Origin of the sequence: Pacificoceanicola onchidii, assembly GCF_004804335.1 — a bacterium.
GTDB lineage: Bacteria > Pseudomonadota > Alphaproteobacteria > Rhodobacterales > Rhodobacteraceae > Pacificoceanicola > Pacificoceanicola onchidii.
On the sequence record NZ_SRXY01000002.1, the window covers coordinates 590,238 to 614,632 of the forward strand.

The window sequence follows — 24,395 nt, forward strand, 5'->3', positions numbered from 1 at the left end:
TCTCCTTACAGCGGGATATTGTCGTGCTTTTTCCACGGGTTCTTCAGCTGCTTGCCGCGCAGCATGGCGAAGGCCCGGGAGACGCGCTTGCGGGTCGATTTCGGCTGGATCACCTCATCGATGAAGCCACGCTCTGCCGCCACGAACGGGTTGGCAAACCGGTCTTCGTATTCCTGCGTGTGCGCCGCGATCTTCTCCGCATCGCCAAGGTCGGCGCGGTGGATGATCTCGGTTGCGCCTTTCGCGCCCATCACGGCAATCTCCGCCGTCGGCCATGCGTAGTTCAGATCGCCGCGCAGGTGCTTGGACGCCATCACGTCGTATGCACCGCCATAGGCTTTGCGGGTGATCACGGTGACTTTCGGCACGGTGGCCTCACCATAGGCAAACAGCAGCTTCGCGCCGTGCTTGATGACGCCGCCGTATTCCTGGGAGGTCCCCGGCAGGAAACCCGGCACGTCCACGAAGGTCAGGATCGGAATTTCAAACGCATCACAGAAGCGCACGAACCGCGCGGCCTTGCGGCTGCTGTCGATGTCAAGGCACCCGGCCAGAACCATCGGCTGGTTCGCCACAACACCCACGGTCTGCCCTTCGAGGCGGATGAACCCGGTGATGATGTTCTTGGCGTAGTCTTCCTGGATCTCGTAGAAATCGCCTTCGTCCGCGACCTTCAGGATCAGTTCCTTCATGTCGTAAGGCTGGTTCGCGTTGTCCGGGATGATGGTGTCGAGGCTGCTCTCGATCCGGTCCACATCGTCAAAGAACGGACGCACGGGCGGCTTTTCGCGGTTGTTGAGCGGCAGGAAGTCCACCAGCCGGCGCACTTCGGCCAGCGCTTCGACGTCGTTCTCGAACGCGCCATCGGCCACGGAAGATTTCTTGGTGTGGGTCGAGGCCCCGCCAAGCTCTTCGGCTGTCACATGCTCGTTGGTCACGGTCTTCACAACGTCCGGGCCGGTCACGAACATGTAAGACGAATCCTTCACCATGAAGATGAAGTCGGTCATCGCGGGCGAGTACACCGCGCCGCCTGCACAGGGCCCCATGATGACGGAGATCTGCGGGATCACGCCGGAGGCCATGATGTTGCGCTGGAAAATCTCGGCATAGCCTGCGAGCGCGTCAACGCCTTCCTGAATCCGTGCACCACCCGAATCGTTCAGACCGATGACAGGCGCGCCATTCTGAACCGCCATATCCATGATCTTGCAGATCTTCTGGGCGTGGGTCGCCGACACGGAGCCGCCAAGCACGGTGAAATCCTGAGAGAACACATAGACCATGCGGCCATTGATCGTGCCCCAACCGGTCACAACGCCATCACCGGCTGGCTTGTTGTTTTCCATGCCAAAATCGGCGCAGCGGTGCGATACGAACATGTCGTATTCTTCAAAGCTGTCCTCGTCGAGCAGCAGATCAATCCGCTCGCGCGCTGTCAGTTTGCCCTTGGCGTGCTGCGCATCAATACGCTTCTGTCCGCCACCCAAACGGGCGCCCTCGCGCCGCTCATGCAGTTCTGCAAGAATGTCTTTCATCGTCCATCCCTTCTGTTTGGCCTGAAAATACTGGGCAAAGCCATTCACTCAAGCCTTTCTTGGCAAATTTGCAAATTCTGCATAAGCATCCAATCGCAAATTGCAAATTCGCAAATTTCAGTGTTTTTTCAAACTGGAATGGACATGTCCCGTGCAGGGGCGTACCGATCTACAGATGCAAACCCAAACCGCCGTGCGGTTTCTAGACCGCACCACTCCGCCGCATATTGTCACACTGGTACTTCTGGCCGGCATGTCAGCGCTGGTGATGAACATTTTCATCCCCAGTCTGCACGCCATGGCAGACTGGTACGGGACCGATTACGGCGTGATGCAACTGGCCGTCGCCGGATACCTTGCGATGAACGCTGTGCTGCAGCTTTTCATCGGGCCATTCTCCGACCGGTACGGGCGCAGACCGGTGATCCTCTGGGGTACGGCGATCTTCATCCTCGCCACCGTGGGCTGCCTTCTGGCGCAGGACATCACCACTTTCCTCGTGTTCCGCATGATCCAGTCGACCATCGTCGTCGCCATGGTCCTGAGCCGCGCCGTGGTGCGCGACCTCTTCCCGCCGGATCAGGCCGCCTCGATGATCGGCTATGTGACCATGGGCATGTCCATCGTGCCGATGATTGCCCCTGCGGTGGGCGGGGCCCTGTCCGAAATGATGGGCTGGCACGCCACCTTCTGGCTGATGCTGGTTCTCGGTGTTCTGACCTTCTGGCTCACTTGGCGCGATCTGGGAGAGACCGCCGCACGCAGCGAGCTGTCCATCGGCCGCCAGTTCGCCGAATACCCGGAACTCTTCCGCTCGCCGCGCTTCTGGGGTTACGCGCTCGCCTGCGCCTTCTCGTCCGGCGCGTTCTTCTCCTACGTCGGCGGCGCGTCCTTTGTTGGCACCGAAGTCTTCGGCATGAGCCAGTCCGAGCTTGGCCTCTACTTCGGCGCGCCCGCCATCGGCTACGCGCTTGGCAACTTTGCCTCCGGGCGCTACTCCGCCCGCGTCGGACTGAACCCGATGATGCTCTACGGCGCACTCATCGTGGCAGGCGGCATGCTGGCCTCCATCCTGTTCTTCCTCGCCGGGCTGGGCAGCGCGATGGTCTTCTTCGGCTTCATGACGCTGGTCGGCCTCGGCAACGGGCTCACCATCCCCAACGCCACCGCGGGCATGCTCTCGGTGCGCCCGCACCTTGCGGGCACCGCTTCCGGCCTTGGCGGCGCGATCATGATCGGCGGCGGCGCGGCGCTTTCTGCGCTGGCCGGGGCGATGCTGCAACCGGGCAGCGGAGCGATGCCGCTTTTACTGCTCATGTTCCTCTCCGCCGCGCTTTCGGTGGTGGCGGCAGCGCTTGTCATCGTCCGGGCAAAACGGCTGGGAGGGCTGGACGCGGAGTGAGCCTTCTGCAAAATTGCGATAAGCCAATAGCAAAGTTGCAAAGGTGTCCCGGATGGCCCCCCAGAAACTCTACGCCGGTGCCAAGCTCCGCGACGTGCGCAGCCGCCTTGGCGTCACGCAAAAGGAATTTGCGGCCAAGCTGGGCGTCTCCCTGCCCTACCTGAACCAGATGGAAAACAACAACCGCCCGGTCTCGACCACGGTGGTGCTGGCGCTGGCGCAGGAGTTCGGCTTTGACGTCACCGAACTGGGACAGGGCGACAGCGAACGGCTGGTCTCGGACATGCGTGAAGCGCTGGCCGATCCGATCTTTGCCGAAGCCGCGCCGCAACTGGCGGACCTGCGCCTGACCGCCTCCAACGCGCCTGCGCTGGCTCGTGCGTTCCTCTCGCTGCACCGCGCTTACAGGCAAACCCATGAACGGCTCGCCTCTCTGGACGAGGCTCTGGGGCGCGAGGGCGCGCAGCTTCAGCCCTCGCCCTGGGAAGAGGTGCGCGACTTCTTCCACTATTGCGACAACTACATCGACGCGGTGGACCGCGCCGCCGAACATTTCGCCCAACTCCGCGACGGCGAGACAAGCATCGCCCAGGCGGCCACCAACCGGCTCGCCCGCTCCGGCATCACCGTGCGCAAGGCCCGCGAAGCGCCGCTGCGCAGCTTTGACAGCGAACGGCAGGAACTGACGCTCTCCTCGCTCACCCCGCCGGAAACCCAGACCTTCCAGTTGCTCGTACAGGTCGCGCTGCTGCGCCAGAACCAACTGCTCGACGCCACGCTCGACCTGGCCCGCTTCCAATCGGACGAAGCGCGCGGCATCGCCAAACTGGGGCTAGCGAATTATTTTGCCGGGGCGGCCATGATGCCCTACTCCGCCTTCCATGCCGCCGCGCAGGAAACCCGGCACGATCTCGAACTGCTGGCTGCGCGCTTCGGCTCCTCCATCGAACAGGTCGCACACCGGCTCTCCACCCTGCAAAGACCCGGCGAAAAAGGCGTGCCTTTCTTCTTTGTCCGCGTCGATCAGGCCGGTACAATCACCAAACGCCACAGCGCCACGCGGCTGCAATTCGCCCGCTTCGGCGGGGCCTGCCCTCTGTGGAACGTGCACCGTGCGTTTGAAACGCCCGGACGCTTCCTGCGGCAACTGGCGGAAACACCGGACGGCGTGCGATACATCTCTCTCGCCATCGACGTGAGCAAAACCGGCGGCCACTTCGGCGCGCCCCGCCGCCGCTATGCCATCGCCCTGGGCTGCGAAGTGCGCCACGGCGCGGGGCTGGTCTACGCCGATGACCTCGACTTCACCCGCGCTTCCGCCTTCGAGCCCATCGGCATCTCCTGCCGCATCTGCGAGCGCGAAAACTGCCACCAGCGCTCGGTTCCACCGCTGGAAAAACGCCTTTCCATCGACCCCGCCCGGCGCGACACGCTGCCCTATCGCCTAGACTAGGGAAAATTTTGCCGGAACAAAATTTTTGATTTGGGGCCAGCCCCGGCCTGCGGCCTCCCCGGGATATTGGTGGCACAAAGAAGCACAGCCGCGCCCCAATCACGCTGGCGCAGGCCAGCGCCGTGCCAGATCGGCCATGACCGCGCGGTCGGCTTCATTCAGCGGCCCGGATGCGCCGGGGCAGAAGCGCATGCGGAAGGCCGACAGCAGAGCATCCTCCTGCCCCGGCTTCCAGCCGTAGCCAAAGCGGCGTGCGTCCGCCTCGAAATCCCCGGGCGCGGAGCGGCCCGGCCAGATCGACAGCTCTTGCCGTGCGAGCCGGTTCCAGTCAAAGCGCGGGCCGGGGTCGATCTTGCGGCCGATCGCCATGTCGGAATGCCCCAGAACCGCCTCCGGCGTGAGGTTCCAGCGCGTGAAGATGCCGCGCAGAAGCGTCTCGACCCGTGCCATCTGCGGCTCCGGGAACGGGTGAAACCCCGTGTTGGCAATCTCGATGCCGATGGAGCGGGAGTTGACGTCTGCGCGTCCTTGCCAGGATCCGGCGCCCGCATGCCAGGCGCGCCTGCCTTCGCAGACCAGTTGCCAGAGCCGTCCGTCCTCGGCGACCACGTAATGGGCCGACACCTGTGCTTCGGGATTGCACAGCCAGTCGCGCGCCGCTTCGGCGCTTTTCATCGCCGTGTAATGCAAAACGACCAGCGAGGGGGTCTGCCCCCCGCGCCGGTCGCCGCAATTCTCCGAAGGCCATGCTACGGCCCCCGCATCCCCGATCATCTCAGCCGTTCCGTGCCGCGCGGAAAGGGGCCGGATCCCATGTGCAGGCAAAGCCGTCGCCATCCGGATCCATGCCCTTGCGGTCCTTTTCCGGACCGCCCAGCGCGAGGAAGTCTTCCTGCGCCAGATCGGCGGAGGTGTAATCACCGCAGGCCCGGTTGTACTTGGCCTCGGCGCGGAACTTGCTGCGTTTGTAGAGCGCCGCGCCTTTCGGGTTGGTCGTGCGCAGCGCGTATTCGACGATGTTCGGGCGGTTGGTGCCCGGGCGGGTCGGCAGTTCGGTCGGCTCGATCACCTGGAACTGTGCGCGGTTCTGCGCAATCAGCGCCGCGTCCGCGTCGATGTCCCGCTCGGCAGAGACCGCGTCGAAGTCGTTCTCGTCCGAGATCCCCACCGCGTTGCTCACCGATTGCGGCGCGGGGCCGATCTCGCCGGTCACCGCCGCGTCGTTGTTCAAAGGCTGAGCGCGCACATCCACAGGCCCCGGCACGGTTGTCGGTCGCGTGCCATCGCTCAGCGCCGAGTCCCGTTCCGCTTCGTATTCCGAGTAGTCGCTGAACCCGACGCCGCGCCCGCTGTCCACAACGCCCGCGCCGCTGTCCGGGACACGCGGCGCGCAGCCTGCAACGACAACAGCCACCGCCAGCCCGATGATAACCTTCCGCTTCATTACTCTGCCTCTAAGTTTGGTTAACGCGCGGCTTACCACCATTTCCCGGGTTTGGCCACAAAACCGGCCGCCTGCTCAAGCGCATAGGCGGTATTCAGCAGATCACCCTCTTCCCACGGGCGGCCAATCAGTTGCAGACCCAAAGGCAGCCCCTGCTTGTCTACACCCGCCGGAATGGCGATGCCGGGAAGGCCCGCAAGGTTCACGGTGACGGTAAAGACGTCGTTGAGGTACATCTTGACCGGATCGGCGTCTTCCATCTCGCCAAGACCAAAGGCGGCAGAGGGCGTGGCCGGGGTCAGGATCGCGTCAACACCTGCGGCGAAGACATCCTCGAAGTCTTTCTTGATCAGCGTCCGCACCTTGCGCGCGCGGTTATAGTAGGCGTCATAGAAACCCGCCGAGAGCACATAGGTGCCGACCATCACGCGGCGCTGCACCTCGTGGCCAAAACCTTCGGCGCGGGTCTTTTCGTACATCTCGGTGATGCCGTCGCCGGCGCTCAGCGTCGCGCGGTGACCATAACGCACCCCGTCATAACGCGCGAGGTTCGAAGACGCCTCGGCAGGCGCAATCACGTAGTAGGCGGGCAAAGCGTATTTCGTGTGCGGCAGGGAAATGTCGACGATATTCGCGCCTGCGTCCTGCAACATCTTGCGGCCTTCGGCCCAGAGCGCCTCGATTTCTTCGGGCATGCCATCCATATGATATTCCTTGGGAATACCGATGGTCTTGCCCTTGATGTCGCCGGTCAGCATGGCTTCGAAGTTCGGCACGGCCAGATCGGCGGAGGTGCTGTCCTTCGGGTCATGGCCGCACATGGCTTCGAGCATGATCGCCGCGTCGCGCACGTCCTTGGTCATCGGACCAGCCTGATCGAGCGAGGAGGCAAAGGCCACGATACCCCAGCGCGAGCAGCGCCCGTAGGTCGGCTTGATGCCGGTAATGCCGGTGAAGGCGGCGGGCTGGCGGATCGAGCCGCCGGTGTCGGTGCCCGTAGCCGCAAGGCACAGGTCCGCAGATACCGCAGAAGCCGAGCCACCCGAGGAGCCGCCGGGCGTAAGCGCCGCATCGTCATTGCCGCGACGCCACGGGTTCACCGCATTGCCGTAGCAGGAGGTCTCGTTCGACGAGCCCATGGCGAACTCGTCCATGTTCAGCTTGCCGAGCATGACTGCGCCCGCATCAAAGAGCTGCGTCGTGACGGTGCTCTCATACTCGGGCTTGAAGCCGCCAAGGATGTTCGACGCCGCCTGCGACGGCACGCCCTTGGTGCAGAACAGATCCTTGATGCCCAGCGGGATGCCGCACATGGCGGGCGCATCGCCTGCCTTGATCCGCGCGTCCGCCGCGGCGGCCTGTTCGCGGGCAATCTCCGGCGTGTTGTGCACAAAAGCGTTCAGAGCGCCTGCGCCCTCGATGGCCGTCAGGCAAGCCTCGGTCAACTCTGCTGAGGTCACGTTACCCTTGCGCAGCGCGTCGCGGGCTTCGGCGATTTTCATGCTTGTAAGATCTGTCATCACTCAACCACCTTCGGAACCGCAAAGAAGCCTTCACGCGCATCGGGCGCGTTTTTCAGGATCTTGTCCTGCTGATCGCCATCGGTGACGCCATCAACCCGGCGCTTGAGGCGCATCGGGGTGACAGAGGTCATCGGCTCGACACCCTCCACGTCCACCTCGTTGAGCTGTTCAATGAACCCGAGGATGGTGTTGAATTCCTCGGCCAGCGCGGGCAGCGCGTCGTCTTCCACCTTGATCCGCGCCAGCTTGGCAACACGCGCGGCGGTATCCTTGTCGATCGACATGGGGCAAGCCTCTTTCGATTGGGTTTGACAGGCGCTTTACCGCTCCGCGCGGGGCGCTGCAAGCGCCGGGTCAGGTTTGGCTTGCGCAAAGGGGCATTTGGTGAAATACTAAACATGTTAAGTAAATTTGTGTACAAACCGGGTGCGCACCGGATCCGCAGATGATCCGGGGCAAAAATATCGAGGGATTCGCCATGAACTGGGATGAATTTGCCGATTGGGGCGGGAAGATCGCGGCGCGTGGGGCCGCGTATCACAAGACATTGCGCGAGCGCCCGGTGCGCTCCCCTGTCAAACCCGGCGAGATCATCGCGCAACTGCCCGAAACGCCCCCCGAAGGCGGCTGCGACATGGCCGAGATCCTTGAGGATTTCGAGCGCATCGTCATGCCCGGCCTGACCCATTGGCAGCACCCGCGCTTCTTTGCCTATTTCCCGGCCAATGCCGCTCCGCCTTCGATGCTGGCGGAGTTCATGGTGACCACCCTCGCCCCGCAATGCATGCTCTGGCAGACTTCCCCCGCCGCCGCCGAAATGGAAGAGCGGATGCTCGATTGGCTGCGCCTATCCATCGGACTGCCGGAGGGGTTTCAGGGCGTCATTCAGGACAGCGCCAGCAGCGCCACGCTCGCCGCCGTGCTGGTCATGCGCGAACGCGCGCTGAAATGGGAAGGCAATGTCCGTGGCCTCAGCGGCGGGCCAACCCCGCGTATCTATTGCTCCTCTGGAGTCCACACCTCGATTGACCGCGCCATCTGGGTTGCAGGGATCGGGCAGGACAACCTGATCAAGATCCCCGCCAAACCGGGCGATCCGAACCGCGCTCTGGATACGGACGCGCTGGCGGCGCAAATCCGCGAAGACCGCGCAAACGGCCTGCTCCCTGCCGGGATCATCGGCGCGACGGGAGGCACCTCCGTGGGGGCTTCCGACGACATCGCGGCGCTGGCGCGGATTGCAGGGGACGAGGACCTCTATTTGCATGTGGACGCAGCATGGGCGGGCGCGGCGATGATCTGCCCGGAGTTCCGTGACCTTTGGGACGGTGTTGAACAAGCGGATTCCGTTGTCTTCAACCCGCACAAATGGCTTGGCGCGCAGTTCGACTGCTCCGCCCATTTCATCCGCGATCCGGACGCCCTGCGCCAGACACTCGCCATCCGGCCCGAGTATCTCAAGACCCAGACCGATGGCGCATTCAACGACTACTCCGAATGGTCCGTGCCCCTTGGCCGTCGCTTCCGCGCGCTCAAGCTCTGGTTCCTGATCCGCAGCTATGGCCTTTCCGGCCTGCGCGAGATGATCCGCAACCACGTCACCTGGTCCCTCGCCTTGTGCAACAAACTGCGCGGTCATTCGGAGATCGAGATCACCTCCGAGCCGATCCTGTCGCTGTTTTCCTTCAGGCCCAAGGGCTGGAGCGATGACGCGGTGCTGAGCCTCGTGGAGGCGATCAACACGGACGGACGCATCTACCTGACGCAGACCAATCTCGATGGCCAGATCGTGATCCGCTTCCAGGCGGGCAGCTTTGGTATGGAAGAGGCGGACGCCGAAATGGCCTACCTGACCATCCTTGAGATGATCCGCAAAACGGACGCCGGCTGAGGCCTTTTCAGTCCGGAAAACTTGGCTACTCTGGGCAGATCACAGCGCTCAGGGAGGCACCTATGAACATCATCTGGCTCGGCCACGGCTCATTCCGCATCGAAACCGGCGATCAGGTCCTGCTGATCGACCCATGGATCAACGGCAACCCGATGATGGAAGGCCAGGACACCGCGGCCGCCATCGCCGGGGCGACGCAAATCCTAGTCACCCATGGGCATTTCGACCACACGCAGGACATCGTCGAGGTCTCCGACCGCACCGGCGCGCCGGTCTCGTCCATTTACGAACTTGCGCAATACCTCTTTTCGAAGGGCGCAAAGGAAGGCCATGCCTTCAACAAGGGCGGGCAAGTCCGCTTTGGCGATGTGACGGTGGACATGGTCCCGGCCTCGCACTCTTCGTCGATCGTCGAAGACGGGCGCGGCGTCTACATGGGCGCCGAGATCGGCTACGTGATCCGCGGAAACGGCAAGACGCTCTACTTCTCAGGCGACACCACGGTGATGGCGGACATGGGCTGGATCGGGGACTACTACAAGCCGGACATCGGCATCCTGTCGGCAGGCGGGTATTACACGATGGACATGAAACTGGCGGCCTATGCGGCGAAAACCTATTTCAATTTCAAAACCGTGATCCCCTGCCACTACCGCACCTTCCCGGCGCTTGAACAATCGGCAGAGAAACTCGCCTCGGGCCTGCCCGGTCTCGACGTGATCGAGCCTCAGGTTATGGAGCCGATCCGCCTTTGACCGCAGAAAAATTTCACGGAGAAATATTGGTTGGGGCTCCGCCCCGCCGCCGTTGGCGGCTCCCCGAGGTATTTGAAGCCCAAAGAAACACGAGACGCGCCCTGGTTTCTTTGGGCCCCAAAATACCTCGGGGGAGTCCAAAGGACGGGGGCAGCGCCCCCATCCCTGCGCTACGCTGAAGCTTTGCCCAGCGCCTGATCGAGGTCGGCGATCAGGTCGTTTGCGTCTTCGATCCCGATCGAGATGCGCACCACGTTCGGAGCCGCGCCCGCCGCGATCTGCTGCTCTTCGGTCAGCTGACGGTGGGTGGTCGAGGCCGAGTGGATCACAAGGCTGCGGGTGTCGCCGAGGTTGGCCACGTGGCTGAAGATCTCCAGCGAGTCCACGAATTTGACGCAGGCGTCATAGCCGCCTTTCAAACCCACAGTGAACAGCCCGCCTGCGCCGTTCGGGCAGATGCGCGCAACGCGGTCGTTGTAAGGCGAAGAGGCCAGGCCCGCATAGGTGACCTGCTCCACCGCCGGGTGGTTTTCCAGCCAGCTTGCGACGCGCTTGGCGTTTTCCACGTGGCGCTGCATACGCAAGGACAAGGTTTCGATTCCCATCAGCGTATAATGTGCCGCCTGCGGGTTCAGCGTCATGCCAAGGTCACGCAGGCCGATGGCGATGCCGTGGAAGGTGAAGGCCAGCGGGCCGAAGGTCTCGTGGAACTTGAGCCCGTGGTAGGCCGGTTCCGGTGCGGAGAGCGAAGGGAACTTGTCCGAGGCGGACCAGTCGAAGTTGCCCGAGTCCACCACAACGCCGCCTGTCACGGTGCCGTTGCCCGTCAGGTATTTCGTCATCGAGTGCACCACCAGCGTCGCGCCGTGTTCGATCGGGCGGCACAGGTAAGGCGTCGCCGAGGTGTTGTCGACGATCAGCGGCAGCCCCGCCGCATCCGCGACCTTGGCCGCTGCGTCGAGGTCTGTGATATAGCCGCCCGGGTTGGCGATGCTTTCGCAGAAGACCGCGCGGGTGTCCTCGTCAATCGCGGCCGCCACCGCGTCCATATCGTCGAAGTCGACAAATTTGGCGGACCAGCCGAAGCGTTTGATGGTCTGGCTGAACTGGGTGATCGAGCCGCCGTAGAGGCGCGTCGAGACCACCACGTTGCGCCCCGGTTCCATGATCGGGAACAGTGCCATGATCTGAGCCGCGTGGCCCGAGGAGCAGCAAACCGCGCCCGCGCCGCCTTCCAGTGTCGCCACGCGTTCCTGCAAAGCCGCAACCGTCGGGTTGGTCAGGCGGGAGTAGATGTAGCCCACTTCCTGCAGGTTGAAGAGCGCCGCCGCATGTTCGGCGTCCCGGAACACATAGGCCGTGGTCTGGTAGATCGGCACTTGTCGCGCCCCGGTCGCCGGGTCCGGGCGTGCGCCCGCGTGAATCTGAAGCGTGTCAAAGCCGAAGCTGGGGCCGTCGGTCATGGAATCCTCCCGTTTTGTCCTTGCCCTAGGGGTATGCCAATGCGCACCGGGGGGCAATCGCCCTTTGCGTGTCAGGATTTGCTGCCAAAGTGTTAACCATTCGCCCAGAAGATAAGCGATTGCCGTCACGCCGCCGCCCGATTTGCCCCGGAGAAGGAAGGAAACCGAGCGGAGCCAAGATGTCATCCCTGTATCTCACTCACCCGGGCGCACGTCCCGGCTTTACATCCGTAGAATCCCTGCGCCGTCACGTGATCGCCGCCCTGCAGGATGCCCTGAGCGAGGCCGAGATCACCCCCGCGCAGGAAGACCCGAACCAGCTGTTGATCGAAAGCGCGGCGGCCGGGGCAAACGTGGTGCACCTCGGCAATCTCGCCACGGAGCTTGTGGGACAGGTGCCGCGCCTGGAGGCGGAGCAGCGCATTCGGGCCTTTATCGACATGGTTCAGAGCCTTGCGGATGGCGGGACGCGGCTTTCGCTGGAGCGGCTCTACCCGGCCCTGCGGCATCGGGATTTCCCGCTCAGGAGCGGCGCGGCGCCGCTGACCCGCCCCGGTCCCGGCGATTGCCTCGCGGTGCTCATGTCGGACGAAGGCGCGCATACGGCGATGATCCCGGAGGCCACGCTCGAAGCGGCGGGTCTGCCAGTGGAGGCGGCCTGGGACGCGGCAGAGGAAAACTTCGCGGCGGCGCTGACCGGGCTCGCGCTGTACGAGGAAGGCAGCGGGCTTGTGAACCTGGAGATCGAAGGGTTTGAATGGCTTGGGAGCAGCCTGCTGCTGGCTCCTGCGGTCATCGCCCATGTTCTGGTGGCGCGCGGGAGCGGGCCGGTCTATCTCGCCGCGCCGTGCCGGCAATCGGTTGACCTAATCGCGGAGGACGCGCAGGGCGCGCTCGAGGTGATGACAGGCTGGATGACTAAACGCCTGTCGGAGCCGCATCCGCAGTCGGACATGGTGTTCCGGTTTGCCCCCGGCGATGCTGCCCCGCGCCCGGCGTTTGTGTTTGACAGCGGCACGCTGCACGCCCTGTCCTGAGGGGCGGCGGGGCGCAGCCCCGCCCTACCGGATGACTGTTCAAGACGGCAAACCATACAAGCGAAGCCTGCCGTAGGGCGGGGCTGTGCCCCGCCGCCCTTGCCGGAAAACGTCATGATTGCCCCCGTGGGATGTCGATTCCAGACCGGACGACGCCGAGAATCTGCCGCACCGTGGATGCACCACGGGAGGCAGACCAGATGAACACCCATTACCGGGACACCCGAAAAATCGACCCAACGCGCGGCGAGACCATCGCCGATGGCACCCCCAACGATCAGAACCGTGTCGAGATCGGCCCGACGCAGCTGGCCTTCCGGGAATGGGCCGAGGCCGGTTTGACCCTGCCCAACCTGCCGGCTATGCGCGCCTACCGCTTGGATCGGCTGACGAAGGCGGTTCAGGAACGCGGCTACGGCGGCATCCTGATGTTCGACCCGCTCAACATCCGGTACGCCACCGACAGCACCAACATGCAGCTGTGGAACGCGCACAATCCCTTCCGCGCCTGTCTGGTCTGCGCCGATGGCTACATGGTGGTCTGGGACTACAAGAACGCGATGTTCCTGACCAAAATCAATCCCTTGGTGGCAGAGCAGCGCACCGGGGCGGATCTGTTCTACTTTGACCGCGGCGACCGCGTTGGCGCGGCGGCGGAGCGCTTTGCCGGGGAGGTTCTGGACCTGATCCGGGAACACGGCGGCGGAGACATGCGTCTTGGTGTGGACAAGCCCATGCTGCACGGGTTGCGTGCGCTGGAGGGCCTCGGCTTCGAGGTGATCCCCGGCGAGGAGCTGACCGAAAAGGCCCGCAGCATCAAAGGCCCCGACGAGATCCTCGCCATGCGCTGTGCCAGCCATGCCTGCGAGGCAGCCTGCTACGCCATGGAAGACGCCGCGCGCGCTGGCATTCCCGGCGGGCACATGTCCGAGGATGACGTCTGGGCCGTGCTGCATGCAGAGAACATCCGGCGCGGCGGCGAATGGATCGAGACCCGCCTGCTCAGCTCAGGCCCGCGCACCAACCCGTGGTTTCAGGAATGCAGTGGGCGGATCGTTCAAAACAATGAAATCCTCGCCTTCGACACCGATCTGGTCGGCGCCTATGGCATCTGCGTCGACATCTCGCGCACCTGGTGGATCGGCGATCAAAAGCCGCGTCCGGATATGATCGAGGCGATGAAGATCGGGGTCGAACATATTCAGACCAATATGGAGATGCTGCGCCCCGGCGTGTCCTTCACCGATCTGACGCACAAGTCCCATGTGCTGCCCGAGCACTACCAGAAGCTCAAGTATGGTTGTCTGATGCACGGGGTGGGTCTGTGCGATGAATGGCCGTTGATTGCCTATCCGGACAACTGGGTGGAAGGGGCGTTTGACTACGAGTTGCAGCCGGGGATGGTGCTCTGTGTCGAGGCCTTGATCAGCCCCGAAGGTGGGGATTTTTCGATCAAGCTGGAGGATCAGGTTCTTGTCACCGAAGATGGCTATGAGAACCTGACCAAATACCCGTTTGATCCCGCTTTGATGGGGGAATGAGGGGCACAGTTTAGCCGCCTTTCAGCCCCGCCGCGCTCATCACCACAGCGTCCAGCATGGCCTGCGCCGGTCCCGCCACGTTGCCAAAGGCATCCAGCTCCAGCCTCCGGCGGAGCCCGCTCTGCCCCCAGGCGGCCAGCCGCACCGCTTCGGGCCCGTCTCTGATGGCGTCGAGAAAGCCGTTCGCCTCGCCCGTCACCGTGTTCGCCGCGCCGCGCAAGCGGTGTGCCTCCGCGCCTTCGCCTTGTGCGTGCAGCCCGTCCGAGAGCGCGTGCAAGGCGGTGGCCAGACCGGCCACGGCGCGCGCGTGCGCCTCCGCCGGGTTCTCCGGGTTCAGATCGTTCAGCGCAACCGCAGGCGCGCAATCCACCACCCCCGAGGGCACGCTTTGCCCGGCCCATGGCGTTGGCCCGAGGTCTTCCACGTCGAGATGCGTGGCCGAGAAATTGGGCTGGAAGGTCGGCAAAAGGAACTGCGTGCCGCCGCCCACAAGGAACCAGTGTTTCACGATTTTCACGGTGCCGGCCGCGTCCTTGATTTTCGCCGGTTGCGATTCAATGCCGCCGGTCCAGCACGGTACGGTGAGCCCCTGTTTGACCGTCACCTTGACCATCTTGGTGCCGTCGTTCCAGATCGGCTCCACCGCGCTTTCGCTGCGCCAGTCGCCCTCGGTTGATCCCGGCGCGGGCGGCTCCGGGGACCAGTAGCCGCCCAGCTGCCCAGCGCTGCCGCCATAAACCCGGTAGAGCGTGGTGCCTGCGGGCAGGGTCTTTGCCGAAGCGGCGGTGAAATTAGCCGCGTCGCTGCCGCGCAGGTCGAAATATCCCTGCGCTTTTAAAGGCTTGGGCAACAGGCCCAAGAGCAGCATCGGGTCTTCTCTGGCACCGTCAAACGGCTTGTTCGGTATCTGCATGGGTGTCTCCCCTCCCTGATTTCCCGCAGTCTACACAAGCGCTTGCGCCGCTGTCTGTGCGCTGCCTCACCCGGCGCGCGGCGCGTCTGTAGGGCGAGGCTATGCCCCGCCACCCGGCGCGGTCATGGTCTCGACGCAAAGCACCGTTGGCAGGTGCTCGGCGATCTCGAACCAGCTGTCGCCCTCGTCGAAGGAGGCAAAAACCGACCCTGAATTGGTGCCGAAATAGACCCCCGGTGCGGGCATCGCATCGACCGCCATGGCCTGTCGCAGCACCGTGAAGAAACAGCTGCCCTGTGGCAGCCCCTCCCGGCAGGCCTCCCAGCTCTCGCCACCGGTGCGGGAGCGCCAGACCGCCGCCGAGGCCTCCGGCGGGAAGCGCCCCTCCATGTCGCCGTTCAACGGGAAGGTCCAGATCGTATCCGGCTTGTCCGGATGCACGGCAATGGGGAAGCCGAAGGTGGAGGGCAGCCCTTCGGTGATGTCCTCCCAGGAGCGCCCGCCGTCCTGCGAGCGGTACACGCCATGGTGGTTCTGCTGATAGAGCAGGTCCGCGCCCGCGCGCTGGATGTTGTGCACGCAGTGCCCTGTATCGCCATCACGCGGCGCGGCAGGGTGCGCGTGATCCGCGCAGCTTTGTGCATTGGACAAACGGTTGCGCCGCTCCCAGGTGCCGCCGCCGTCTTCGCTGGCAAAGACCCCCGCCGCCGAGATGCCGAGCCAGAGCTTTTCGGGAGCCTCCGGCGCGGTGACAATCGTGTGCAGCGTCAGCCCAGCCGCGCCCGGTTGCCACGTGTCCGCCGAAGGATGGTTGTTCAGGCTCTCCAGTTTCTCCCAGGTCGCGCCATCGTTCTGCGAGGCCAGCAGCGTCGCCGGTTTCGCGCCGGTGTAGAGGGTGCCGCCCTGCCGGGCGAGCGACCAGAGCGCATCAATCTGGCCGCTGAAGGGCGCGGGATCGGCGGGCTCCATGCCGAACTGCCGCGCTTCCTCGGGATCGCTCCGCGCCCAGTTGTCGATCTGGCCGTCGGCCAGTTTCGACAGGGTCCATGTCGCGCCGTCATCGTCCGAGCGCCACACGCCCGCGCCGTGAAAAGCCCCCCCGCCCGCAGCCCAGAGCTGGCCTTCGGCGCCGATCGCGTGATTGATGCTCCAGCCGCCGCAGAGCGGGCCTGTCACGGACCAATCCGCCCGCGCCGCATCCGCACGCAGCAGGAAAAGCCCCTTTGTCGTGCCCACAAGAACCGTGACCCGATCCGACATGTCCCACCCTCCTGTTTTCGCGTAACGAGGGTAACACGGGTGGTTCTGATCGCCTAACGGTCGGCGGGATTACCGCAGCCAGAACCCTTCGCGTTTGATGCGGTTGCGGATCGCCTTTTCCCGGCGCGGCAGGTCATTTTGGTCAAACAGAGCCCGCACCTTCTGCCCGCGCCCCTGATAGATCAGCCGTTTGAACGGGTCATATTGTTTGAGGATCTTTTTCACCCGGTTCGGCGCGGCGATCTCTTCGAGAAGGTCGACAACCGCCTGCTCTTCGCGCGCATAGAGCAGCGGCAGGGTGCGGTAATGGCAGGAGACGGAGCCGTCGAGCAGCCCATCCGGCAGGGTACCCCGCCCGCCGCCCAAGCTGTGAATGACCAGGGGCAACGCCACCTGATCGAGCCACGGGTCAAGCGATTGCAGCAGCAGTTCCTCGGGCGGGTTGTCCCGGATGTCCAGAGCGTAGTCGAGATAACGCTGACCAAAGACGCGCGGGCAGCGGTAGAAGAAAAACCCGGCATTGAAATAGAGATAGCGTTGCCAGTACTCATCCGGCTGGTCGAGATCGAGGGAGCTTTCGAAATCGAGTCCGAAGCGGTCGTAAAGCGACTTCCAGATCGCCGTGTAGCCCGGCCCGTACAGTTCCAGTTCCGGCCAGGTGCCCGTCCGGCGCATGGAGGCGGTGGGGCGGTCAAAATCGAACGGGACTCTCGAGAGGTCATCGCGGATCAAAGTGTCCGCGTCAAAAAAGACAAAAGGCGCGCCTTCGGGCAAGGCCAGAAGCGCCTCGATCTTGTTGCCGTGGGGGTAGGACTGCCCGAAGTGGCGGCTCTCGAAAGGCAGGATCGTCGCGCCCAGTCTTTCGAGCAGCGCGCGCAGGTCCGGATCACGGATGCGCGGGTCACGCTCCCACAGCGGCCCCGGCTGCGGTTCGGCCACAAAAAGGCGAAACCGCTCCGGCGTGCCGCTCGCCGCGAGCGAGGCGGCAAACAGCACGGCCTCGTAGGACAGCCGCCCGGACTGGCCATTGATGACCACATTCACCCGTTGAGACGCGCCGTCTTTTTGTGCCATGCTGCCCCTGCTCTTTATTCCGTTTTCGGCACTATAGGCGCGATCCCTGCGGGTCAAAAGCGTGATGTGCCGCCGCCTATTTCAAGGATTGCAGAACCATGATCGACATCCTTTTCATTCTGTCCGGCATCGCATTTGGCGGTGGCTCGGGCGAGACCTCCGCCGAAACGGCGGCTGCCGGTGCTGCCATGGCCACAAGCAGCAGCGCCAGCGCCACGGCCGTAGCAGCCCCCGCCGCAGAGGCTCCGAAGTATCAAGCCGAAAGCCAGGTCCCGACAGGCAAGTTCACCACGGCGACCGAGGTGAAACCGATCCTCGAGATGACCCGCGCCAATTGGGTCGCGGTGCGTGAATACAACGGGCAGGATCTTGTTTACCTGACGCATCTGCTGTCGTGGCGCTGCGGGTTGGTGGCGATCCATGTGGGTCTGAACGGCGGGCCGCTGGAAGAATGGCCGATGGAGGCCTGCCACATGGACAGCAACTCCCCCAACGCCATGACGGCGCCGGACGGGGTAATCTACAAGGGCTATCCGCTCGGGTCGGTGGAGACGATTTCTGTAGAGATCACCTATGACGATCTGACGGCGGATGCGGCGACGTTTGATCGCAATGGGGCGATGATCCCCTAAAACCCAGCCCTGGAAAGATGCCGGACCATGAAACTGCTTGATGTGCAGCACCCGTTTTTCCGCCCTCTCTGGCGGCGGATTGTGATTGTCGTTGTGGCGCTTGGCTGGGCGCTGATTGAGCTGGCCCTGGGCAACGGGCTTTGGGCGCTCGTGTTCGGCGCAATCGGGGTTTACTGCGCCCATCAGTTCTTTGTCGCATTCGACCCGCAAGAGCCGGATGGCAGTTAAGTCCTGGGATCAACACTCTGGCCCGCCTCGGCGGGGTCTGCCGGACGGGTTTGAGCATTTACAAGATGTGAAGCCTGAAAAGAGGCGGCCGCCAAGATACGGATTTTCAGGGCCGGGGCGTTTATCTCCCGGCTCAGGCGTTTTTCAGTTAACAAAGCATCGCCAATGCTCTGCCGCGCTTCGCGCTCTCAAGCCATTGGCGATACATTATTCTTTGAACAGAAAAACGCCGAATTCGCCTGATCAGATCGAACATCCCCCGATGGCGCAGCCCGCGTGGCTGGTGAAGCCTTCGCGGATCAATCCGAGTTTTCAGTTTGGATCCGGGGGTGATCCTGCGCGCAGGCAGTGAACAAGTGCTTACACCACCGCGCGGAGGTCCCGGGTCAGGCCCGGGACTGCGGTTCGCGGGCAAAGCCCCTCAGGACATGCCCAGCGCGGCTTTGTACATGTCCAGCACCGCTTCTTCTTCCGCTATATCGTCGGCGGTGCGCTTGCGCAGCGCGATGACCTTGCGCATGACCTTGGTGTCGTAGCCGCGCGCCTTGGCCTCGGCCATGACCTCTTTTTGCTGCTCCGCAACCTCTTTCTTTTCTTCTTCGAGCCGCTCGAAGCGCTCTATGAACTGGCGCAGCTCGCCTGCCGCGATGCCGTAGCTGTTGCTCTCGCTCGATTCGTCCTGCATGACGTGCCTTCCTCTCATCGGGTTTTTGTCCGCAAGGGAGATACAGGGGTGCGATGGGGCCATCAAGGCTTGATCGCCGTGATGAGCGGGGTTAGGCCCTGCCAAACGACTGTGAGGGCAACGTGATGCAACTTTTGATCTGGATTGGCGCGGTGATCACCGTGGCCGGGCTTGGCGGGCTGATCTGGTGCATCCTGCGCGTGGCCAAGGCCCGCAAGGCGGGTCTGGACGACGAGGCGCTGCGCGAGGTGGTGCGCACGACCGTGACGCTGAACATGGCCGCGCTGTTCCTGTCGGTCATCGGGCTGATGATGGTGATCTTGGGCGTGTTCCTCGCCTAAAGCGCACTGAACCCTTTGCCGTTCTTGACCAGATCCGCCCAGACAGGCTGAGGCGTCCAGAAGGCGGTATCGGCATGGCCGAGCCGTTCCATCTGCTTCATCACGCGGAAAAGGCCCATCAGATCAACCGCATGCATCACACCGCCGCTGCTGCGTGGCAGGCCCAGTGCGTGCAGGCTGACCACGTCGATGTCGCTGGCGCGGCTGACTAGGCCGGTTGAGAGACAGCGCAGACCTTCGTTCGCCACAGCGCCGAGCAGCAGCGCGCGGAGCGTGTCCGGCGCAAAATCCGTGGCCGGATGATGCGCGGCCAGCAGGCTCAGAACGGCGTCCGAGGGGACCGGCTTGCCTTCCTGCCAATCGTAGAAACCGCCGCCATCGGACGCGCCATGGCGCCCGGCGTCACTGAGCACGGCGGACCAGTTCGAACCCGCATCAAAGCGCAGTTTCGCCAGTCCGCGCAGATCGTGCCGGTCCCGCGCTCGGAAGAGACCACGGCCAAGCCCCCAATCCATCAGCGCCGCGTCCACGACATAGGGATTTGCGCCCTGATCGAGCAAGGCGTCGGCGGCGCGGTGCAGCGCGAGGCCAAGCCGTCCGGCCAGCGTTTCGCGGGTGCTTTTCACAACCACGGGCAGTTTCCCCAAGGCTTGTACAAGTCCTGCCGCACGGTTGATCTGGGCCGGGCTGGCCTCTGGCGCGGCGAGCACCTCCGCCAGCCGCCCGGTGTGGGCAGGGGCGGAAAAACGCAGGCCGATGTTGGTGCCAGTGCCGGGATACGCCTCCAGCCGCAGCGCCGCGCGGCTCACCGGCAGATCGTGAAACCCCGGCTCGCAGAGCAGGGTCGGCGTGTCCTGCGCCGCGGCCTCTTCGGCGGGCACAAGCATAAGCCCCTGCATACGCGCGGCGATGTGTTCCGGTTTGCCCGGTGCGCGTGCCATGATGTCCTGCAGCCTTGCCTGGGCCGCGTCCAGCGCGGCGGTGTCTTTGGCCGCCCAGCGCAGGCGCAGGCCCTGCATCAGCGCCCGCGCTACCAGTTGCACCGCAAGCGCGCCGCTCCCAAGGATGCTCAGGGCAGTCTCGTCCCCGCGCACGCCCTGCAAAACGGCTTCCTCGGCGCGATGGGCGTGGCGCAAACCACGTGCGACGTCGGAGGCCAGACAGTCATCAAAAATCTCATGTTCGAGATCACGCCCGGCCTCAAACGGCAAAAGCGCCGCCGCTTCGACAAGGGTGACAAGCTGCGCTGCAAGGCTGTCTTCGTCCTTCAGGGCGGCACGAGCTGCGGCAATATCCTTTTGATATTGCATGGGATTTGCGACCCCGGCGATTTGGTCGGAGAGCCTGCGCGCGCCTTTGCCTTCGGCCAGAAGACGCTGACAAAAGGCCAGAGCGGTTTGGCGCAGGTCGCCATCGCTGCGCAAATCAATCAGGCGCCCACCCCGCGCGCTGCGCGCCCGCACGGGCCTGCCGGTCTGCAAAAGCTCCAAAGCGAGGCCCGCGCCGACCAGACGGGGCAGACGCTGCGTGCCGCCGCCGCCGGGGGGCAGGCCAAGCTGCACCTCGGGAAAGCCGAGCCGCGTTTCACCCTGCGCCACGCGGTAATGCGCGGCCAGCGCCAGTTCCAGACCACCGCCGAGCACGGTCCCGCAAAGCGCCGCGACCACGGGCTTTTCGGAGTATTCCACGCGGTCACACAGGTCGCGCAGGTACGGCTCCTGCAACCCCTTGTCATACTCGGACAGGTCCGCGCCCGCCGGGAAGGTCGCGCCGCCGCCGATCAATACGATGGCTTCGGCGGCGTCGTCTTCCTCGGCCCGGTCAATGGCCTCCATCAGCGCCGCGCGCACCGCGCGGGTCAGCCCGTTCAAAGGCGGCTTGGCCACCTCGAGCACCGCGCAGCGCTCTTCGATCTTGTATCCCACCATGACCGTCTGCCCCTCCGGCCCATGCCTCTGGATGCATCATTCGGGCCCGTTTTGCGCGATTAGAGGCGGATTGCCCCGCCAAGACAAGCACATGCACCCCGCCTGGGGAAAACCCGGGCGGGGGCGTGACATGATAGACTCGCCTTTGATGGTTTTTGACGGGTGCCGGGCTTTGAGCCTCGGGGCGCGGGCCTTAGAACGGCATGTTGTCGAACTGGTCCTCGACCCGTTCGTCGATGCGGGCCGCCAGTCGCTCCTTGGCCCAGGCGGGCACCGCGTCGCCCTTGTTCTCGAGCAGCAACACCACCTCTTCGAGATGATCAAGCTGCGTCTCATGCGCCGCGCCATAGCTGTGATCAAGCTCCTGACGCAGGTCTGCCAGACGGGCTTCAAGTTCCGGGGTCATTCAAAATCCTCCTCTTGCGGCCCCTCTCAGGCCGCGGTTTTTCCCGATGCGCAGGCATGGCACAGCACCGCGTAAGGCACTGCTTCGAGACGCGCCGGGGCGATCTCTTCTCCGCATTTGTCGCAATAGCCGTAGCTGCCCTCATTCAGCCGTTCGAGCGCACGCCGGATGTGGCCGATCTCGGCCTGGCTGGCCGTGCCGAGCGACTCGAGCATTTCCTCGTCCTCGCGCTCCACGGCCATTTCTTCCCAATCGCGGGAGTGCTCCTTGAGCAGCGTTTGTTCAATTTCCGTCAGCCGCGCGCCGAGTTCCCGCAACCGGGTCAGCAGCATCAGTTTATTCTTGTGGTGCGACATTGGAACCCTCCCTTTTCCGAGACTTTTCCTTAGTTCCTGAAAGTTAACCCACCTGCGACGCACCATCGTTGATGCAGGTCAACATCCCGCGCCTGTTCCCTCCCCCGCCCGGTCCCTCCCCCGCGACAAAGCGGTCGGTTTTCCGGTGGGGAAGGCACGGCCCCTTGAAACACATTCACAATAGTGTATATGTTTATGCGAAACCAAGGACCTCACCCCACAAACAAAGGGAATCGACGCCATGACACCTGAAGTGACATCCTTCTTCGACGACGCCACCAATACGATTTCCTATGTGGTGCGCGATCCGAACGGCACGGCCTGTGCCATTGTCGATTCCGTTCTGGATTTTGACTATTCCTCGGGCCGCACCGACACCAAATCCGCCGATGAAATAATCGCCTTCGTCAAGGAAAAAGGTTATGATTGCCAGTGGCTTCTGGAAACCCACGTCCATGCGGACCACCTTTCTGCCGCGCCCTACCTGCAAGAGGCGCTGGGCGGCAAGATCGGCATCGGCGACCGGATCAAGATCGTGCAGGACACCTTTGGCAAGGTCTTCAACGAAGGCACGGAGTTCCAGCGCGACGGCTCTCAGTTCGACCAGTTGTTCGTGGATGGCGACAGCGTGCACATCGGGCAGTTGCGTGTGGACGTGCTGCATACCCCCGGCCACACCCCGGCCTGCCTGACCTATGTCATTGGTGATGCAGCCTTTGTCGGCGATACGCTGTTTATGCCGGACTTCGGCACCGCGCGCTGCGACTTCCCCGGCGGGTCTTCAGAGACACTTTTCGATTCGGTGCAGAAGATCCTCACCCTGCCGGACGAAACCCGGATTTTTGTCGGCCACGACTATAAGGCCCCGGGCCGCGACGAGTTCGCCTGGGAGACCACCGTGGGCGCGCAGAAAGAGGCAAACGTGCACGTCGGCGCGGGCAAGACCAAGGAAGAGTTCGTGGAAATGCGCGACTCGCGGGATGCGACGCTGGCCATGCCCAAGCTGATCATCCCCTCGCTGCAGGTGAACATGCGCGCCGGGAACATGCCGGAGCCCGACGAGAAGGGCGACGTCTTCCTCAAGGTTCCGGTCAACAAGATCTGAGCAACGAGATACCCGCCCGACCGGATGTGGGGCGGGCGATGACCCATCCATACGGCCCCGAAGCGAACCGGGGCAAAGACAGGACAAAAGGAAACGCAACATGCCAATTGATTGGATCTGGGGCCTGATCGGCGGTCTGCTGATCGGCACCGGCGGCGCGGTTTATCTGCTTGGGAACGGGCGGATCATGGGCGCCTCCGGCATCATCGGCGGGCTGGTGGACGGCTCGGGGCTCAGCACGAAGTGGGAGCGGATCGTCTTTTTGATCGGCGTCGCGCTGCTGCCGGTGCTGCTCATGCCGTACTACCGCGAGGTCGACACGCATATCACCGACAATTACATCGTGCTGGCTGCCGCCGGTCTGCTGGTCGGCGTGGGCACGCGGATTGCCAATGGCTGCACCTCCGGGCACGGGGTCTGCGGCATGTCGCGGCTGTCGTTGCGCGGCTTTGCGGCCACCTTCGCCTATATTTTCGCGGGCGGCGTGGGCGTTGTGATCTTCCGCCATCTTCTGGGGGTGATCTGATGCTGAATCTTGTGATTGCATTCTTCGCGGGCGGCCTGTTTGGAGCGGGCCTGTTTGTCTCCGGCATGACCGACACCACCAAGGTGCAGGGCTGGCTGGACGTGTTCGGCAACTGGGATCCGACGCTGGCCTTCGTCATGGGCGGCGCGATGATCCCGATGGCCATCGCCTGGCTGGTGGCCCGCCGCCGCGCCATATCGCTGTCCGGCAACCCGATGCCGCCAGCGCCCTCGACCACCATCGACAGCAAGCTGATCCTCGGATCGCTGATGTTTGGCGTCGGCTGGGGGCTGGCCGGGCTGTGCCCGGGGCCGTCGATTGCCTCGCTGAGCTATGGCGGGCCGGGGCTCTATGTGTTCCTCGCGGCGATGCTGACCGGCATGCTGCTTGCGCCGATGGTGCGCGCACGGCTGGACAGACCGGTGCCTGCGGAATAAGCCTGTCGCCATGAACCCGCGTCAGATCACACCCCGCTATCACGTCAGCCCGCAAATCGCGCCTGAGGATCTGCCTGCCGCAAAGGCGGCGGGCTACACCCGCATCATCTGCAACCGCCCGGACGCGGAAAACCCTCCGGAGTGGCAGGCCGAGGCCATGGCGGCGGCGGCAGAGGCGGCCGGGCTGGAGTTTCATGTCCTGCCCCTGACCCATCAGACCATGACGCCGCAGAATGTGGCGGCGCAGCGGGCGCTCTATGAAGAGGCGAGCGGGCCGGTTCTGGCCTATTGCGCCTCCGGCACGCGCTGCACGGTAGTCTGGGCGCTTGGCATGGCTGGGGATGCGCCGACCGATGACATACTGCGTGCGGCGGCAGAAGGCGGCTACGATCTGGCCGGTCTGCGCCCGACGCTGGAAGCGGTGGCCGCGCAGAAAGGCTGACCCTTTGCGCCAGTG

26 protein-coding genes are annotated in these 24,395 nt (G+C 63.9%); 13 read left to right on the forward strand and 13 right to left on the reverse strand.

Annotation, left to right across the window (positions count from 1 at the left end; genetic code table 11):
- Positions 1 to 5: 5 nt before the first annotated feature.
- Complete coding sequence (locus tag E4662_RS07985) at positions 6 to 1,538, reverse strand: acyl-CoA carboxylase subunit beta (protein ID WP_136440997.1); 1,533 nt, start codon at positions 1,536 to 1,538, stop codon at positions 6 to 8.
- A gap of 175 nt (positions 1,539 to 1,713) precedes the next feature.
- On the opposite strand from E4662_RS07985, the gene E4662_RS07990 reads away from it, so the two are divergent.
- Both E4662_RS07990 and E4662_RS07995 read left to right on the forward strand, forming a co-directional pair.
- The gene (locus E4662_RS07990; RefSeq protein WP_136440998.1) at positions 1,714 to 2,940 is read left to right on the forward strand and encodes a multidrug effflux MFS transporter; all 1,227 of its coding nucleotides are present in this window, start codon (positions 1,714 to 1,716) and stop codon (positions 2,938 to 2,940) included.
- 52 nt (positions 2,941 to 2,992) lie between these two features.
- Positions 2,993 to 4,393: a helix-turn-helix domain-containing protein gene (locus E4662_RS07995; protein WP_136440999.1), complete on the forward strand. Its 1,401-nt coding sequence runs from the start codon at positions 2,993 to 2,995 to the stop codon at positions 4,391 to 4,393.
- Positions 4,394 to 4,492: 99 nt separating this feature from the next.
- Here the strand turns inward: E4662_RS07995 and E4662_RS08000 are convergent, their stop codons facing one another.
- The 4 genes from E4662_RS08000 to gatC are packed head-to-tail and all read right to left on the reverse strand — an operon-like array spanning position 4,493 to position 7,644.
- Complete coding sequence (locus E4662_RS08000) at positions 4,493 to 5,167, reverse strand: N-acetylmuramoyl-L-alanine amidase (RefSeq protein WP_240705148.1); 675 nt, start codon at positions 5,165 to 5,167, stop codon at positions 4,493 to 4,495.
- Position 5,168: 1 nt separating this feature from the next.
- The gene (locus E4662_RS08005) at positions 5,169 to 5,837 is read right to left on the reverse strand and encodes a hypothetical protein (protein ID WP_136441001.1); all 669 of its coding nucleotides are present in this window, start codon (positions 5,835 to 5,837) and stop codon (positions 5,169 to 5,171) included.
- Between the two features lie 32 nt (positions 5,838 to 5,869).
- Positions 5,870 to 7,357: an Asp-tRNA(Asn)/Glu-tRNA(Gln) amidotransferase subunit GatA gene (gatA, locus tag E4662_RS08010; RefSeq protein WP_136441002.1), complete on the reverse strand. Its 1,488-nt coding sequence runs from the start codon at positions 7,355 to 7,357 to the stop codon at positions 5,870 to 5,872.
- On the reverse strand, positions 7,357 to 7,644 hold the full coding sequence (gene gatC, locus E4662_RS08015) for an Asp-tRNA(Asn)/Glu-tRNA(Gln) amidotransferase subunit GatC (protein WP_136441003.1): 288 nt from the start codon (positions 7,642 to 7,644) through the stop codon (positions 7,357 to 7,359). The genes gatA and gatC overlap by 1 nt, the downstream gene beginning before the upstream one ends.
- 194 nt (positions 7,645 to 7,838) lie before the next feature.
- Between gatC and E4662_RS08020 the strand changes: the two genes are divergently transcribed.
- Both E4662_RS08020 and E4662_RS08025 read left to right on the forward strand, forming a co-directional pair.
- Entirely contained in the window at positions 7,839 to 9,251 is a 1,413-nt protein-coding gene (locus tag E4662_RS08020) for a pyridoxal phosphate-dependent decarboxylase family protein (RefSeq protein ID WP_136441061.1), read from the forward strand.
- A gap of 62 nt (positions 9,252 to 9,313) precedes the next feature.
- Positions 9,314 to 10,006 (forward strand): metal-dependent hydrolase, encoded by a 693-nt coding sequence (locus tag E4662_RS08025; RefSeq protein ID WP_136441004.1) that lies wholly within the window; start codon positions 9,314 to 9,316, stop codon positions 10,004 to 10,006.
- 170 nt (positions 10,007 to 10,176) lie between these two features.
- Here E4662_RS08025 and E4662_RS08030 read toward each other — a convergent pair whose 3' ends face one another.
- The gene (locus E4662_RS08030) at positions 10,177 to 11,469 is read right to left on the reverse strand and encodes an O-acetylhomoserine aminocarboxypropyltransferase/cysteine synthase family protein (protein ID WP_136441005.1); all 1,293 of its coding nucleotides are present in this window, start codon (positions 11,467 to 11,469) and stop codon (positions 10,177 to 10,179) included.
- A 179-nt stretch (positions 11,470 to 11,648) separates the two neighbouring features.
- Between E4662_RS08030 and E4662_RS08035 the strand changes: the two genes are divergently transcribed.
- Positions 11,649 to 12,506 (forward strand): hypothetical protein, encoded by an 858-nt coding sequence (locus tag E4662_RS08035; protein ID WP_136441006.1) that lies wholly within the window; start codon positions 11,649 to 11,651, stop codon positions 12,504 to 12,506.
- Between the two features lie 200 nt (positions 12,507 to 12,706).
- Positions 12,707 to 14,047 (forward strand): dimethylsulfonioproprionate lyase DddP, encoded by a 1,341-nt coding sequence (gene dddP / locus E4662_RS08040; RefSeq protein WP_136441007.1) that lies wholly within the window; start codon positions 12,707 to 12,709, stop codon positions 14,045 to 14,047.
- Positions 14,048 to 14,057: 10 nt separating this feature from the next.
- On the opposite strand, the gene E4662_RS08045 is transcribed toward dddP, so the two are convergent.
- The 3 genes from E4662_RS08045 to E4662_RS08055 all read right to left on the reverse strand — a co-directional run bounded on the left by E4662_RS08045 (position 14,058) and on the right by E4662_RS08055 (position 17,294).
- A complete protein-coding gene (locus tag E4662_RS08045) occupies positions 14,058 to 14,960 on the reverse strand; it encodes a hypothetical protein (RefSeq protein WP_136441008.1) in 903 nt (300 codons plus the stop codon).
- A gap of 99 nt (positions 14,961 to 15,059) precedes the next feature.
- The gene (locus E4662_RS08050) at positions 15,060 to 16,220 is read right to left on the reverse strand and encodes a WD40/YVTN/BNR-like repeat-containing protein (RefSeq protein ID WP_136441009.1); all 1,161 of its coding nucleotides are present in this window, start codon (positions 16,218 to 16,220) and stop codon (positions 15,060 to 15,062) included.
- A gap of 69 nt (positions 16,221 to 16,289) precedes the next feature.
- A complete protein-coding gene (locus tag E4662_RS08055) occupies positions 16,290 to 17,294 on the reverse strand; it encodes a hypothetical protein (RefSeq protein WP_136441010.1) in 1,005 nt (334 codons plus the stop codon).
- A gap of 98 nt (positions 17,295 to 17,392) precedes the next feature.
- Between E4662_RS08055 and E4662_RS08060 the strand changes: the two genes are divergently transcribed.
- Together E4662_RS08060 and E4662_RS08065 are read left to right on the forward strand one after the other, a co-directional pair.
- Positions 17,393 to 17,926, forward strand: coding sequence for a hypothetical protein (locus E4662_RS08060; RefSeq protein ID WP_136441011.1), 534 nt, complete (start codon positions 17,393 to 17,395; stop codon positions 17,924 to 17,926).
- A 27-nt stretch (positions 17,927 to 17,953) separates the two neighbouring features.
- Positions 17,954 to 18,154 carry a hypothetical protein gene (locus tag E4662_RS08065; protein ID WP_136441012.1) on the forward strand — a complete coding sequence of 67 codons (201 nt, stop codon included), beginning with the start codon at positions 17,954 to 17,956 and terminating at the stop codon, positions 18,152 to 18,154.
- Between the two features lie 421 nt (positions 18,155 to 18,575).
- Here the strand turns inward: E4662_RS08065 and E4662_RS08070 are convergent, their stop codons facing one another.
- Positions 18,576 to 18,839 carry a DUF2312 domain-containing protein gene (locus E4662_RS08070; RefSeq protein WP_136441013.1) on the reverse strand — a complete coding sequence of 88 codons (264 nt, stop codon included), beginning with the start codon at positions 18,837 to 18,839 and terminating at the stop codon, positions 18,576 to 18,578.
- Between the two features lie 125 nt (positions 18,840 to 18,964).
- Between E4662_RS08070 and E4662_RS08075 the strand changes: the two genes are divergently transcribed.
- Positions 18,965 to 19,180: a hypothetical protein gene (locus E4662_RS08075; protein WP_136441014.1), complete on the forward strand. Its 216-nt coding sequence runs from the start codon at positions 18,965 to 18,967 to the stop codon at positions 19,178 to 19,180.
- On the opposite strand, the gene E4662_RS08080 is transcribed toward E4662_RS08075, so the two are convergent.
- The 3 genes from E4662_RS08080 to E4662_RS08090 all read right to left on the reverse strand — a co-directional run bounded on the left by E4662_RS08080 (position 19,177) and on the right by E4662_RS08090 (position 21,870).
- The gene (locus tag E4662_RS08080; protein WP_136441015.1) at positions 19,177 to 21,108 is read right to left on the reverse strand and encodes an enoyl-CoA hydratase-related protein; all 1,932 of its coding nucleotides are present in this window, start codon (positions 21,106 to 21,108) and stop codon (positions 19,177 to 19,179) included. The genes E4662_RS08075 and E4662_RS08080 overlap by 4 nt on opposite strands.
- A 193-nt stretch (positions 21,109 to 21,301) precedes the next feature.
- Positions 21,302 to 21,514, reverse strand: coding sequence for a hypothetical protein (locus E4662_RS08085; RefSeq protein ID WP_136441016.1), 213 nt, complete (start codon positions 21,512 to 21,514; stop codon positions 21,302 to 21,304).
- Between the two features lie 26 nt (positions 21,515 to 21,540).
- The gene (locus E4662_RS08090; protein ID WP_136441017.1) at positions 21,541 to 21,870 is read right to left on the reverse strand and encodes a TraR/DksA family transcriptional regulator; all 330 of its coding nucleotides are present in this window, start codon (positions 21,868 to 21,870) and stop codon (positions 21,541 to 21,543) included.
- Between the two features lie 241 nt (positions 21,871 to 22,111).
- Between E4662_RS08090 and E4662_RS08095 the strand changes: the two genes are divergently transcribed.
- From E4662_RS08095 to E4662_RS08110, 4 genes are all read left to right on the forward strand, one after another.
- Complete coding sequence (locus E4662_RS08095; protein WP_136441018.1) at positions 22,112 to 22,975, forward strand: MBL fold metallo-hydrolase; 864 nt, start codon at positions 22,112 to 22,114, stop codon at positions 22,973 to 22,975.
- Between the two features lie 100 nt (positions 22,976 to 23,075).
- On the forward strand, positions 23,076 to 23,501 hold the full coding sequence (locus E4662_RS08100) for a YeeE/YedE family protein (protein ID WP_136441019.1): 426 nt from the start codon (positions 23,076 to 23,078) through the stop codon (positions 23,499 to 23,501).
- Positions 23,501 to 23,938, forward strand: a complete 438-nt coding sequence (locus E4662_RS08105) for a DUF6691 family protein (protein ID WP_206080270.1) — start codon at positions 23,501 to 23,503, stop codon at positions 23,936 to 23,938. Before E4662_RS08100 ends, E4662_RS08105 begins: the two co-directional genes overlap by 1 nt.
- A 10-nt stretch (positions 23,939 to 23,948) precedes the next feature.
- The gene (locus E4662_RS08110) at positions 23,949 to 24,380 is read left to right on the forward strand and encodes a protein tyrosine phosphatase family protein (RefSeq protein WP_136441020.1); all 432 of its coding nucleotides are present in this window, start codon (positions 23,949 to 23,951) and stop codon (positions 24,378 to 24,380) included.
- The last annotated feature ends 15 nt before the right edge of the window (positions 24,381 to 24,395 follow it).

Coding starts and splice junctions, on each gene's coding strand:
- E4662_RS07985 (WP_136440997.1), bottom strand. CDS start 1,538: ATGAAAGACATTCTTGCAGAACTGCATGAGCGGCGCGAGGGCGCCCGT.
- E4662_RS07990 (WP_136440998.1), top strand. CDS start 1,714: ATGCAAACCCAAACCGCCGTGCGGTTTCTAGACCGCACCACTCCGCCG.
- E4662_RS07995 (WP_136440999.1), top strand. CDS start 2,993: ATGGCCCCCCAGAAACTCTACGCCGGTGCCAAGCTCCGCGACGTGCGC.
- E4662_RS08000 (WP_240705148.1), bottom strand. CDS start 5,167: ATGATCGGGGATGCGGGGGCCGTAGCATGGCCTTCGGAGAATTGCGGC.
- E4662_RS08005 (WP_136441001.1), bottom strand. CDS start 5,837: ATGAAGCGGAAGGTTATCATCGGGCTGGCGGTGGCTGTTGTCGTTGCA.
- gatA (WP_136441002.1), bottom strand. CDS start 7,357: ATGACAGATCTTACAAGCATGAAAATCGCCGAAGCCCGCGACGCGCTG.
- gatC (WP_136441003.1), bottom strand. CDS start 7,644: ATGTCGATCGACAAGGATACCGCCGCGCGTGTTGCCAAGCTGGCGCGG.
- E4662_RS08020 (WP_136441061.1), top strand. CDS start 7,839: ATGAACTGGGATGAATTTGCCGATTGGGGCGGGAAGATCGCGGCGCGT.
- E4662_RS08025 (WP_136441004.1), top strand. CDS start 9,314: ATGAACATCATCTGGCTCGGCCACGGCTCATTCCGCATCGAAACCGGC.
- E4662_RS08030 (WP_136441005.1), bottom strand. CDS start 11,469: ATGACCGACGGCCCCAGCTTCGGCTTTGACACGCTTCAGATTCACGCG.
- E4662_RS08035 (WP_136441006.1), top strand. CDS start 11,649: ATGTCATCCCTGTATCTCACTCACCCGGGCGCACGTCCCGGCTTTACA.
- dddP (WP_136441007.1), top strand. CDS start 12,707: ATGAACACCCATTACCGGGACACCCGAAAAATCGACCCAACGCGCGGC.
- E4662_RS08045 (WP_136441008.1), bottom strand. CDS start 14,960: ATGCAGATACCGAACAAGCCGTTTGACGGTGCCAGAGAAGACCCGATG.
- E4662_RS08050 (WP_136441009.1), bottom strand. CDS start 16,220: ATGTCGGATCGGGTCACGGTTCTTGTGGGCACGACAAAGGGGCTTTTC.
- E4662_RS08055 (WP_136441010.1), bottom strand. CDS start 17,294: ATGGCACAAAAAGACGGCGCGTCTCAACGGGTGAATGTGGTCATCAAT.
- E4662_RS08060 (WP_136441011.1), top strand. CDS start 17,393: ATGATCGACATCCTTTTCATTCTGTCCGGCATCGCATTTGGCGGTGGC.
- E4662_RS08065 (WP_136441012.1), top strand. CDS start 17,954: ATGAAACTGCTTGATGTGCAGCACCCGTTTTTCCGCCCTCTCTGGCGG.
- E4662_RS08070 (WP_136441013.1), bottom strand. CDS start 18,839: ATGCAGGACGAATCGAGCGAGAGCAACAGCTACGGCATCGCGGCAGGC.
- E4662_RS08075 (WP_136441014.1), top strand. CDS start 18,965: ATGCAACTTTTGATCTGGATTGGCGCGGTGATCACCGTGGCCGGGCTT.
- E4662_RS08080 (WP_136441015.1), bottom strand. CDS start 21,108: ATGGTGGGATACAAGATCGAAGAGCGCTGCGCGGTGCTCGAGGTGGCC.
- E4662_RS08085 (WP_136441016.1), bottom strand. CDS start 21,514: ATGACCCCGGAACTTGAAGCCCGTCTGGCAGACCTGCGTCAGGAGCTT.
- E4662_RS08090 (WP_136441017.1), bottom strand. CDS start 21,870: ATGTCGCACCACAAGAATAAACTGATGCTGCTGACCCGGTTGCGGGAA.
- E4662_RS08095 (WP_136441018.1), top strand. CDS start 22,112: ATGACACCTGAAGTGACATCCTTCTTCGACGACGCCACCAATACGATT.
- E4662_RS08100 (WP_136441019.1), top strand. CDS start 23,076: ATGCCAATTGATTGGATCTGGGGCCTGATCGGCGGTCTGCTGATCGGC.
- E4662_RS08105 (WP_206080270.1), top strand. CDS start 23,501: ATGCTGAATCTTGTGATTGCATTCTTCGCGGGCGGCCTGTTTGGAGCG.
- E4662_RS08110 (WP_136441020.1), top strand. CDS start 23,949: ATGAACCCGCGTCAGATCACACCCCGCTATCACGTCAGCCCGCAAATC.